Here is a 12,493-nt window from a genome sequence, read left to right on the forward strand (position 1 = left end):
TTTATGTAAGCGCATTAGCGAAAAGCGGCAGAAAGCGGCTATTGCAAGGCGAGTGGGCAGCCTATTCGCAAGCAATTAAAGGGCTTTTGACGCATTTGGATGGCGAAAGCCGTTTGCGTTTGATAAAGTAGGAGTAGGTTGTTCAAGATTTTTAAGGAGGCTACTTAAAAGATGGAATATCGGATTGAAAAGGACACAATGGGTGAAATTCAGGTTCCTGCGGACAAGCTGTGGGGCGCTCAAACGCAGCGCAGCTTGCAAAACTTCAAAATCAGCGGAGAGCAGATGCCGATTGAGGTCGTTCATGCTATGGCTATTATTAAGAAAGCTGCAGCTATCGCCAATGAGAAGCTGGGCGTGCTGGATGCAGAGAAATCTGCGGTTATCGGTGAAGCGGTAGATGAAATTTTGACTGGCCGCTGGGATGAGCATTTCCCACTCGTCGTTTGGCAGACGGGCAGCGGTACGCAAACGAATATGAACGTCAATGAAGTTGTAGCTCATCGCGCCAATCAACTGCTTGAGGAGCGCGGCAGCGCCGTTCGCATTCATCCAAATGATGATGTTAACCGCTCCCAAAGCTCTAATGATACGTTCCCTGCGGCGCTGCATATTGCTGGCGTAGTAGCGGTGGAGCAGCGCCTGATTCCGGCTATTGATGTGCTGGCAAGAACGCTGCAGGACAAGGCTGAGCGTTTCAACGATATTGTGAAAATAGGCCGTACGCATTTGCAGGACGCGACTCCGATTACACTTGGCCAAGAAATTAGCGGCTGGTACGCCATGCTGGTTAAAACTCGCAAAATGATCGTGCAAAGCGTAGACGAAATGCGCGAACTGGCGCTAGGCGGCACAGCGGTCGGCACAGGCCTTAACGCGCATCCGGATTTCGCGGTGCAGGTAGCGGAGGAAGTAACGACGCTTACGGGCAAAACGTTTATTACAGCAGAAAATAAATTCCACTCGCTAACGAGCCACGACCAAATCGTCTATACACACGGTGCTGTTAAAGCGCTGGCGGCTGATTTGATGAAAATCGCCAATGACGTTAGATGGCTGGCAAGCGGTCCGCGCTGCGGAATTGGCGAAATCTCGATTCCTGAAAATGAGCCGGGCAGCTCGATTATGCCAGGTAAAGTTAACCCGACGCAAAGCGAAGCGATTACGATGGCGGTCTGCCAAGTTATCGGCAACGATGCAACGATTGCTTTTGCGGCGAGCCAGGGCAATTTTGAGCTGAACGTATTTAAGCCGGTTATCATTTACAACTTCCTGCAATCCGTTGCTTTGATGGCGGACGGCATGATTTCCTTCAATGACAACTGTGCGGTTGGCATTGAGCCGAACGAAGCCGTGATCAAGCGCAATCTCGATCAATCGCTCATGCTCGTAACAGCGCTTAATCCGCATATCGGCTATGAAAATGCAGCAGCCATTGCGAAAAACGCGCATAAAAAAGGGCTGACGCTGAAAGAATCGGCAATTGCGAGCGGCCTCTTGACGTCCGAGCAGTTCGACGAATTTGTGAAGCCGGAAGCGATGATTGGCAAACGCTAAGCCAGTGACACAGCAGCAAGTGCTGCATTGTTCTTGCTAGCGGTACGATAAAATTTTAAATAGGTATAAAATTTAGCCTCTAGTGTCCTAAGAAATATAGGATGCCAGGGGCTTTTTTCTGTGGAAAATGGGATGAAAACAGACTGAACAATTGATTCTCGACATATTGAACATTTGATCATTCGGAGGGGCGACAAGCGAAATGTTAAGATATTATATTCATTTTCATGACCGAATGTTAAGACAATGTAAATTTAGATAACAATTAAAGATAGCTTAACAATATTTTTTTGTCAAAATGTTTACAATAGGCCTACTCTACTTTATATTAAATATTAAATAGAGAGAAAAAGGTTTCTTTTTTTCATTGATTCATAATAATATGAAATTTTGATAAGGGGTTGATGAATGAAAAATGCACAAATAGCAAAATAGTTGTGGATTTTTCTTATTTTCATCTGATTTATTGCACGAAATGACAACAATTATCGACAAAATGATCTCAATGTCACATGTATGTGAGAAAAAAGAACTATCTATGGAATTAACCTAGGAAAAAAGGAGAGATTGTCTATGAGGCGAAAGTTTCAGGCGTTTAAGCGGCCAGTAAGCCTGTTTTTGGCTGCTATTTTGCTTGTAGGAACGATATTGGGTGGTTTTGGTGCACCTGTGCAAGCGGCTGTAAGCAATGACAACATTGTCATTTCACAAGTGTATGGGGGCGGCGGCAATGGAGGCGCGCCACTCAAACAGGACTTTATAGAATTATACAATCCAACCGATTCACCGATTTCCCTCGCAGGCTGGAGTGTGCAATATGCTTCGGCTGCAGGAGCTTTTACAGCGAATATACACAATTTAAGCGGAACAATTGCCGCTAAAGGCTACTTCCTTATTCAAGAGGCGGCGGGAGCAAGCGCGACGGCTGCTGATCTGGAATCGCCAGATGCAATTGGTACGCTTAATATGGGTGGTACCGCTGGTAAAGTTAGACTGCTTAATGTAAGCAGCGCAGTGATTGATCTAGTTGCTTACGGTTCAACAGCGACTGGTGGAGAGGGTGCTCCAACTGGCGATTTGGGTGCTGCATTAGCAGCTATCCGCAAAGCGCTAAATCCGGGTGACCGCGCGCTGGATACGGATAACAATAACGCCGACTTTACAGTAGCTGCTCCAAGCCCTAGAAATTCTTCTTACGGCGTGGTTGCAAGCGTAACGGCTAGTCCAGCGGCGGGCGAGGTTCCAGCAGGAACATATGTAACCTTGTCTACAGCAACGGTTGGATACAGCGTGTATTACAGCGTCTACAGCCCGGATGCGCCGGTTGCTCCGGAAAATTTTGCAGCTTATGCTTCGCCTATCGAAGTTACAGCTCCAATGACCATTCATGCGTATGTGAAAAATGCAGAAGGCACGATTAGCGGCCTGACTGAATTTGCCTATACGCTTGCGAACCTTACACCGGTTGCGATTTCGGATGTGCGAAGCGCGGCAGTAGGCTCTAAGCTTGTGACGCATGGGACAGTTTCCCATCGCACAGAATCTGGCGGCAAAGTAAATCTGTTTGTTCAGGATGCCACTTCTGCTGTCGTTGTTAGAGGCGCGGATTCAGGTGCGCAGCCAGGCGATGACATTGAAGTTTACGGTCAAACCTCGCTGTACAATGGCATGCTGCAGTTGGACACGGATCTGGTAACAGGCGGTTATGTGACAGTTAACGGTCAGGGTCCGGTTCCTGGGCCAACGGTCATTACTTCAACGGCTTTTGGCACGGGTGATGCGGTTCGCAATTTGTCCGAAGGCCGTCTGGTGCAAATCAATGATATTACAATCAAACGTGCGGCAAGCGGCGTGTTTTATGCGACGGATGCTGCCAGCAGCCAGGAAATTGCAATTTATTCCTCGGATGCGGCGTTTGCTCTGAACAAAACGTTTGAGCAAGTAACTGGCGTAATGACGTATTACACGGGTGTCGGTATGGAGCTTGTTCCAAGAAACTCTTCCGATATCGTAGAGCGCAAGCTGTCTGTAAATGCCAGCGTACCTTCTGGCGGTATTGCCACGGGTGGAACGGTTGCGCTCAGCACGCTGATGGATGGCGGCGTCATTCATTTTACAACGGATGGCACTACGCCGACAGCGGCAAGCGCAGTCTACAGTGCGCCAATTGTCATTAATGCAGATACAACGATTAAAGCAATCGTAGTGGCGGGTGCCGACACGAGCTCTGTATATACATTCGAGTATACGGTGCTGCAAAACACAAACGGCATCAAAATTCATACGATTCAAGGCAAAACCCATCGTTCTATTTATGAAAATGTAGCGGTAACCAATGTTTCCGGTATCGTTACATCAGTAAGCGCAAGCAGCTTCTACATGCAGGAGCCAGATAGCAGCATCGATAGCGATCCTGCTACTTCAGAAGCGATCCAAGTGTATAAAGCGGCTCACGGCGTTGCCCTAGGAGATGCGGTAACGGTAGATGGCACAGTTGTCGAATATGGCACGAGCCCGGCACTGACAGTTACGCAAATTACCGCTACAAATGTTACGAAGGGACTTCCTTCGCAGCCATTGCCTGCGCCAATTGTTATTGGTGCAAATGGACGTATCGTACCGAACGCCATTGATACCGACAGCTTTGGAGCATTTAATCCCGATGGCGATGCGATTGATTTCTTCGAAAGCCTGGAAGGCATGCGCATCCAGTTGAATGATGCCCGCATTACTGGCCCTTATGCCAACTCGGTTACGCCAGTTACTTTCGACAATGGTGCTAACAATCCGATTAAAACCGATGCAGGCGGCATTGTGCTTACAGGTGATGGCACGCAGCCATTCGACAGCAGTCTGAATCCGCAGAAAATGTATATCGCGGCTAAGCCGGCCGGCCAGGATATTAAAACAGGCGACCAATTTAATGGCCCGATTACAGGTGTATTGAATTATACGAGCAATTTATTCAAGCTCATTCCGGATGGCTCATTGCCAGCTATTACGTATTCCTCCCGTGCGCAGGGTGTTGCGTCCACGGTAGCTGCGGCTGAAAAGCTGACAATTGCTACGTTCAACGTAGAAAATTTCAGCAGCAGCCAAACGGCTAAAGCTGCAAAAATCGGCGGCATTATCGTAAACAACCTCAAAACGCCTGACATTATTGGGCTTATGGAGGTTCAGGATAATAATGGCGAAACAAACAATGGCGTTACGGATGCGAGCCAAAGCTTCCAAGCGTTAATCGATGCTGTTGTTGCCAAAGGCGGCCCGACTTATGCTTATACGGACATTGCTCCGGTAGATGGGCTGGATGGTGGAGCTCCGGGCGGAAATATCCGCGTAGGGTATTTGTACAATACAGCGCGCGTAAGCCTTGCGACTGGAACGAAAGGCGACTCGACAACTGCTGTACAGGTGAAAGGCGATGGCAGCCTGTCTGTGAATCCGGGCCGAATCAGCCCAACGGATGCAGCCTTTAATGCTTCCCGCAAGCCGCTTGCCGCTGAATTTAATTTCCAAGGCAAACGCGTTGTAGTCATTGCAAATCACTTTAATTCCAAAGGCGGAGACGGCATTCCTTGGGGAACGATCCAGCCGGTTATCCGCAGCAGTGAAACACAGCGTGCTCTGCAAGCTGGAATCGTAAATTCCTTCGTATCGCAGCTTGTGGCTAGCGATCCTAATGTGAACGTTGCGGTATTAGGCGATTTGAATGACTTCCAGTTTTCGAAGACGCTTGATATTTTGAAGAAGGACGCTCTGACTAATCTGGTTGAGACAATGCCGGAGAAGGATCGTTATTCTTATATTTACGATGGCAACTCCCAGACGCTTGACCACATTCTGGTTAATGATGCTCTGAAAGACTATTCCAATATAGAAGTTGTCCATGTCAATGCAGACTATACAGATTCAATGGGACGCGTGAGTGACCATGATCCGCTGCTTGCCCAGCTTGATCTTGGCAGCAAGCCATCCGTGGATGATGATAGCCTCTCGCTGCGTGTGCTGCACACAAACGATACGCATGCGCATCTCGACAATATGGCTCGCCGTGCAACGGCAATCAATAGCTTGCGCGATAAAAACACACTGCTGCTGGATGCGGGCGATGTATTCTCGGGTACGCTCTATTTCAATCAGTTCAAGGGTCTTGCTGATCTATGGCTTATGAATTACTTGAAGTACGATGCGATGACATTCGGCAATCATGAGTTTGATAAAGATGCGGCGACGCTTGCTGCTTTCGTTAGAGGTGCGAATTTTCCATTCGTAAGTGCGAATGTGAATTTCAGCGGCGAAGCGGAGCTTAGTAGTCAGTTCGTCAACAGCATTCCGCAAGTGAATGGTACGGCGAATGATGCTAACATCTATCCGGCTATCATTAAAGAGGTGGATGGCGAGAAAATTGGTATTTTCGGTTTGACGACACCGGATACAGCGCTTCTTGCTTCACCTGGCGGTGTGAAGTTTAATGATGTTAAAGCAAGCGCAGAAGCAACGGTTGCTCAGCTGGAGTCAATGGGCATCAACAAAATTATTGCTTTGTCGCATATTGGTTATACCGAGGATCAAAAGCTTGCGGCTGCGGTAGACGGCATTGATATTATTGTCGGCGGCCACTCCCATACGAAGCTGGATGAACCGACTGTTTACCGCAAGGATGCCAATGCAGCGGCGACGCTGATTGTGCAGACTGGTGAATACGGTGTGAATTTAGGCCAACTGGACGTTAAGTTTGATGCGGCTGGCAAACTTACCGTTTGGGCTGGCAAGCTGGTCAATGTGGATCAACAGGTGAATTCCCAATATGTATTTGCTGCCGATTCTGTGGCGGCAGCCAAGCTGCTTGAATACGAGGCCCCAATTAAAGAGATTGCGAAAACAGTAGTAGGCAAAACGATTGTCGATCTCGATGGGCTTCGTAAAAACGTCCGCAGACAGGAAACAAATCTGGGTAACCTGGTTTCGGACGGTATGCTGGACAAGGTGAAAAATAGTGCGCTAATCGACAAAACAGGCATTGCTGGTTTTGTTGCAATTCAGAATGCTGGAGGTATCCGCCAGTCCATTCCGGCAGGTGACATTACGCTCGGCAATTTGCTTTCGGTTATGTCTTTTGGTAACAATCTGACGGCGCTGAAGATGACGGGTGCGGAAATTACTTCGGCACTAGAAAACGGCGTCAGCGGATCTACACCAACGAGTGAAGAAGGTAGATTCCCGCAAGTAGCGGGCATGCGCTTCTACTATGATATGACGAAGCAGCCGGAGATTTATAATTCGGTGACAGGTGAAATCACGCAAGTAGGTAAGCGGGTTATGAAGGTTCAAGTACTGAACGATAAGGGCGTTTATACGGATATTGACGAAAATGCCTATTATATCGTAGCGACCAATTCCTTCATGGCAAACGGTGGCGACTTCTACCTGTCGATGAAGGCAGCCAAGGATGCTGGACGCTTCTATGAAATGAACCTTGTAGACTATGAAGTATTTAATGAATACTTGACGAAAATCGGTACGGTTAACATTGGTGTAGAGGGACGTATTACTGATGTGCAAGGCGCATTTGATCTGCGCGTACTGCATACTAATGATACCCATGCCCATCTTGACAACGCGCCGCGCCGCATGACAGCTGTCGACCAGATGAAAAATGATAATACTCTACTGGTAGACGCAGGTGATGTGTTCTCGGGCACGCTTTACTTCAACCAATTCAAAGGGCTGGCGGATCAATGGTTTATGAACCAAATGGGTTATGACGCTATGACTTTTGGAAATCATGAGTTTGACAAGGATGCGGCAACGCTGGCTGCGTTCATATCCGGTGCAGAATTTCCTTTCGTTAGCGCAAACGTTGATTTTAGCGGCGAGGCTGAATTGGGCTCCCTGTTCTCGCAAGGAATTAAGACGATATCGGATGACTCGGAGAACGGTAAAATATCTCCGGCTATCATTAAAGAGATCGATGGCCAGAAGGTTGGTATTTTCGGTCTGACGACGCCGGATACAGTATTGCTTGCATCGCCGGGCAAAGTTACCTTCAAGGATGCGGTAGCGAGCGCGCAAGCAACGATCACAGCTCTTGAGCAAGCGGGAGTCAATAAAATTATTGCCCTGTCGCATCTAGGCTACACAGAGGATCAGAAGCTTGCAGCAAGTGTGGAGGGTCTGGATATTATCATCGGCGGTCACTCACATACGAAGCTGGATGAACCAACCGTGTACCGTAAAACAGCTGATGCAGCAGCTACGCTTATCGTGCAAACAGGTGAGTATGGCGTGTATCTGGGCAAGCTGGATGTGTTGTTTGATGACCATGGCGAACTTGTTGTTTGGGACGGCAAGCTGGTCAATGTGGATCAGCAAGTGAATTCCCAATATGTATTTGCTGCCGATCCTGATGGTGCTGCAAAGTTGGCTGAATACGAGGCCCCAATTAAAGAGATTGCGAAAACAGTAGTAGGCAAAACGATTGTCGATCTTGATGGGCTTCGCAAAAACGTTCGCAGACAGGAAACAAATTTGGGTAACCTGGTTTCGGACGGTATGCTGGACAAGGTGAAAAATAGTGCGCTAATCGACAAAACAGGCATTGCCGGTTTTGTTGCAATTCAAAATGCTGGAGGTATCCGCCAGTCCATTCCGGCGGGTGACATTACGCTCGGCCATTTGCTTTCGGTTATGTCTTTTGGCAATAATCTGACAGCACTGAAGATGACAGGTGCGGAAATTACCGCGGCACTCGAAAACGGCGTCAGCGGATCTACGCCAACGAGTGAAGAAGGTAGATTCCCGCAAGTAGCAGGCATGCGCTTCTCCTTCGATTCGACAAAAAAACCTGAGATTTATAACTCCGTTACTGGTGTTATAACTCAAAATGGTGAAAGAATCGTGAAAGTAGAAGTATTGAACGAGCAAGGGAATTATGTAGCAATTGATCCAAATGCGTATTACATCGTAGCGACAAACTCATTCATGGCAAACGGCGGTGACTTCTACCTTTCTATGAAGGCGGCGAAGGATGCTGGACGCTTCTACGAAATGAATTTAGTTGATTACGAAGTATTTAACGACTATTTGGAGAAAATTGGTACAGTAGATATCGGTATTCAAGGAAGAATTACTGATCTGTTAGGCTCTGGAAACCCGGGCACAGGAAATCCTGGCACGAGCAATCCGGGAACAAGCACACCTAGCCCGAGTCCAACACCTTCTGTATCCCCGAGTCCAGATCCGAGCCCGACGCCAACTCCGGTTGTGCTTAAGGACGTAGCAGGACATTGGGCAGAGCAGTCGATTAAGCAGGCGGTAGAGCAAGGAATTGTAAAAGGATTCACCGACGGTACGTTCCGTCCAGAGGCGAATGCGACTCGTGCAGAGTTTGTAACGATGGTAAGCCGTGCATTTAAGCTGGAAGCTGCAACGACAGTGCCGAATTTCCGCGATGCGGATGCAATTCCTGTATGGGCACGCTCCTTCGTAGCACAGCTGTTAGAAGCGGGACTCATTAGCGGTTATGCGGACAATACGTTCCGACCAAGCAACCCATTGACCCGAATTGAAATGACGGCCATTATGGTACGTGCACTAGACCTTCCGGTTGATCCGGCTGCAAAGGTAGATTTTGCCGATGCGAAAGAGATTCCGGCTTGGGCAGTTCCTTATGTAGCTGCGGCAGCCAAAGCAGGCATTGTACAAGGGGCGAACAATAAGTTCAATCCAAATGCTAAGGCAACGAGGGCTGAGGTTGTCACCTTGCTGCTGAATGCAACGAAATACGCTGAAGCAAGCAAATAAGTAAAAGGCAGTTAATGAAATAAGCGAGGCCGTCCCAAGGCAGTATTTACACTGCTTTGGGACGGCCTTTGTTTTGATTAAACAGCAGCTCCATCAGAAATTTGAGCAATTTGTTCATTAAGCTGACCGCTGCATAAACCGCCATGATAGCAAATAACATGCTGGATGGGGTAATCTGCAAGCGCTTTGAGCGATTGCAGCGCCATTCCATAATCGAGCGTGGCAGCAAATGCAGGAGGGGCAAGCTTGCCATTTTCTGCGATCAGCGCATCTCCGGCTATTAATGTTTGGCTCGCGTGATGATATAAGCTGATATGTCCGGGTGTATGTCCCGGCGTATTAATAATGCTGATGCCGCCGCATACATCAAGCTTGTCGCCGCCCAGCAGCTGCGCTGTCACATTTGCGTGGGGCGGATGCTCCAGCATTTTTCGAAAAGCGGCGCGGAATGCAGCGGGCGTTTCCGGCGGAAACATCAGGTCGAGGTTCGCGAGCGCCTCGTCGGTTATTTTGAGCAGACGCTTGCGTCCTTCGATGTAGGGCTTCTCGATGTCGCTGCTCCATACACGCGGAGCGTAATCAGCCTGTTCAATGACAGCTGGCAGACTGCCAATATGATCGATATCTTGATGGGTAAGTACGATGTCGGTTATTTGCTCGAGGAGAACGCCTTCTTGTGCTGCGGCCTCCTGAATCAATGGAAGCTGCCCAGGGTGGGCAGTGTCTATAAGGATTTGGCGATCATTATCCCAAATAAGGGTAGGGTAAATCGTTGTGGATTTTCCCATGATGGCAGCTGTAATCTCCAGCATGGCAATGCCTTTTGCAAGTAGCATACGATCCCTCCGATCAACATCAGCTCAGATTGTGCTTGGCCAAGCTTTTATATCATAAGGGATAAATATAAAGGTGTAAATAATAAAATATTATATTATACCACATAAAAATATTTTTGTCAATACTTAATTGAGGTGGCTGCTAAGCGGGGTGGAGGGGCGCGGATTATGATATGATAGTTGGAAAGGGCGGCTTCTCCAAGTGTTATATGGTAGGAGAAGCTGGCTTGGAACAACTATTTCTGATGTAAAGTAGGTTATTGCGATGCATTTATTATCAGTCGAACATATTACGAAAAGCTACGGGGAAAAAATGCTGTTCGAGGACGTTACCTTCGGTCTCGAGGATGGCGACAAAATCGGCATTATCGGCGTCAATGGAACGGGCAAATCGACGTTTCTTAAAGTGATTGCCGGGCTTGAGCCAGCCGATGCAGGCAACATTTCCATTGGGAACCGGGTGACTATTCGCATGCTTTCACAGGACCCGGTGTTCGCTCTAGGGGAAACGGCGCTTGAGCATGTGCTTGGCGGCGATTCGCCGCAGCAGCGTGCTGTGCGCGAGCATGTGGAGGCGCTTGAAGCACTGGAGCTTCATCCAAGTGACGAGGCGCTCCAGCAAAGGTTGATTAAAGCGAACCAGCGGATGGATGAATTCGACGCTTGGACGCTGGAGAGTGAAGCGAAGATTGCGCTCGCTAAGCTTGGCATTCTTCATTTTGACGAGAAGGTCGAGACGTTTTCCGGTGGACAGCGCAAGCGGGTAGCGATGGCGGCGGCTTTGCTCCAGCCTTCGGACATTTTGATTTTGGACGAGCCGACGAACCATATTGACAATGATTCGGTCGCTTGGCTGGAAGGCATGCTGCAAAAGCGCAAAGGCGCACTGCTTATGATTACCCATGATCGCTATTTCCTTGATCGGGTCAGTAATCGGGTTATTGAGCTGGACGGCGGACGTGCTTATTTCTATGAAGCGAACTACAGCCGCTTTCTAGAGCTTAAGCTGGAGCGGGAAGAGCGCGAGGCGGCAACAGAAAGCAAACGCAAAAACCTGCTGCGCAGCGAGCTGGCCTGGATTAGGCGCGGAGCCAAGGCGAGAACGACAAAGCAGAAGGCGAGAATTGATCGCTTCGAGGACTTGAAGGCGCAGGCGCCTAAGCAAAGCGCGGGAAAAATGGATGTATCGGTTGCCTCGACTCGCCTCGGACGCAAAATCGTCGAGCTTGAAAAGGTGACGAAACGTTTTGGCGAGCGGACGCTCATTCGCGATTTCAGCTATATTGCCGTACCGGAGGACCGTGTAGGCATTATCGGACGCAATGGCAGCGGCAAATCTACGCTGCTTAAGCTGATTGAGGGCAGGCTGCAACCGGATGAAGGTACAGTTGAACTGGGCCTCACCGTTAATCTCGGCTGGTTCTCGCAGGAGCATGAAGAGATGGACGAGTCGCTGCGCGTCATTGAATTTATCCGCGAAGGTGCGGAGCAGGTGAAGACGGCGGATGGCTCGCTCATTTCAGCAGGGCAAATGCTGGAGCGGTTTTTGTTCCCTCCTGCGATGCAATGGAGCCTGATCAGCAAGCTGTCAGGCGGCGAGAAGCGCCGTCTCCAACTGCTTCGCGTGCTGATGAAGGCGCCGAACGTGCTCCTTCTCGATGAGCCGACGAATGATTTGGACATTGCGACTTTGGCCGTATTGGAAGATTATTTGGATGATTTTCCGGGCGTCGTATTCGTCGTATCCCATGATCGTTACTTCCTTGACCGGACAGTCGATAAAATTTTATCCTTTGAGGATGGCGTCATTACGCAGCATACAGGCAACTATAGCGAATATCAGGAGTTTGTAGAAAAGTATGGCTCGGCGGCGGCTGGTACATCGCCAGCAACAGGTGGCGCCTCGGCGGGCGGAAGTGCGAAATCTGCTGCTGGGGCAGGCTCGGCGAGCGCTGCTGGAAGCAAGAGTGCGGCGGGGGAATCAAACGCAAAAGCCGGAACGGGCGGCGGCAAGGAACGTGCGCTCAAAATGTCCTACAAGGATCAAAAGGATTTTGAGCAAATTGACGGCTGGATTGAGCAGGCTGAAAATGATCTTGCGCACATTGTACAGCGTATGGAGGAATCCGGCAGCGATTCGGTGCTGATTCAACAGCTATCGGAGGAGCAGCAGCAGCTTGAAGAAAAGCTGGAGCAGCTCATGGAGCGCTGGACTGAGCTTAACGAGCTTGCGGAGCAAATTGCTGCTCAGAAGAAGGTTTAATTAAAAGCGAGCCTATAAAACGGGAGAGGGA

The 12,493-nt window shown here is 49.0% G+C and carries 4 protein-coding genes; 3 read left to right on the forward strand and 1 reads right to left on the reverse strand.

Annotated features, from left to right (window positions below; genetic code table 11):
• Positions 1–171: 171 nt before the first annotated feature.
• Positions 172–1,557: a class II fumarate hydratase gene (gene fumC, locus AC50Y5_RS28815; protein WP_056030976.1), complete on the forward strand. Its 1,386-nt coding sequence runs from the start codon at positions 172–174 to the stop codon at positions 1,555–1,557.
• Positions 1,558–2,130: 573 nt separating this feature from the next.
• Entirely contained in the window at positions 2,131–9,363 is a 7,233-nt protein-coding gene (locus AC50Y5_RS28820) for a 5'-nucleotidase C-terminal domain-containing protein (RefSeq protein WP_494864837.1), read from the forward strand.
• A 77-nt stretch (positions 9,364–9,440) separates the two neighbouring features.
• Here the strand turns inward: AC50Y5_RS28820 and AC50Y5_RS28825 are convergent, their stop codons facing one another.
• The gene (locus AC50Y5_RS28825; protein WP_494864839.1) at positions 9,441–10,199 is read right to left on the reverse strand and encodes an MBL fold metallo-hydrolase; all 759 of its coding nucleotides are present in this window, start codon (positions 10,197–10,199) and stop codon (positions 9,441–9,443) included.
• 265 nt (positions 10,200–10,464) lie between these two features.
• Between AC50Y5_RS28825 and AC50Y5_RS28830 the strand changes: the two genes are divergently transcribed.
• Entirely contained in the window at positions 10,465–12,462 is a 1,998-nt protein-coding gene (locus AC50Y5_RS28830; RefSeq protein ID WP_494864841.1) for an ABC-F family ATP-binding cassette domain-containing protein, read from the forward strand.
• Positions 12,463–12,493 lie beyond the last annotated feature (31 nt).

Source organism: Paenibacillus sp. JT22N7 (genome assembly GCF_059383875.1).

What these genes read in the sequence shown, in the direction of transcription:
- fumC (WP_056030976.1), top strand. Translation starts at nt 172, where the DNA reads ATGGAATATCGGATTGAAAAGGACACAATGGGTGAAATTCAGGTTCCT.
- AC50Y5_RS28820 (WP_494864837.1), top strand. Translation starts at nt 2,131, where the DNA reads ATGAGGCGAAAGTTTCAGGCGTTTAAGCGGCCAGTAAGCCTGTTTTTG.
- AC50Y5_RS28825 (WP_494864839.1), bottom strand. Translation starts at nt 10,199, where the DNA reads ATGCTACTTGCAAAAGGCATTGCCATGCTGGAGATTACAGCTGCCATC.
- AC50Y5_RS28830 (WP_494864841.1), top strand. Translation starts at nt 10,465, where the DNA reads ATGCATTTATTATCAGTCGAACATATTACGAAAAGCTACGGGGAAAAA.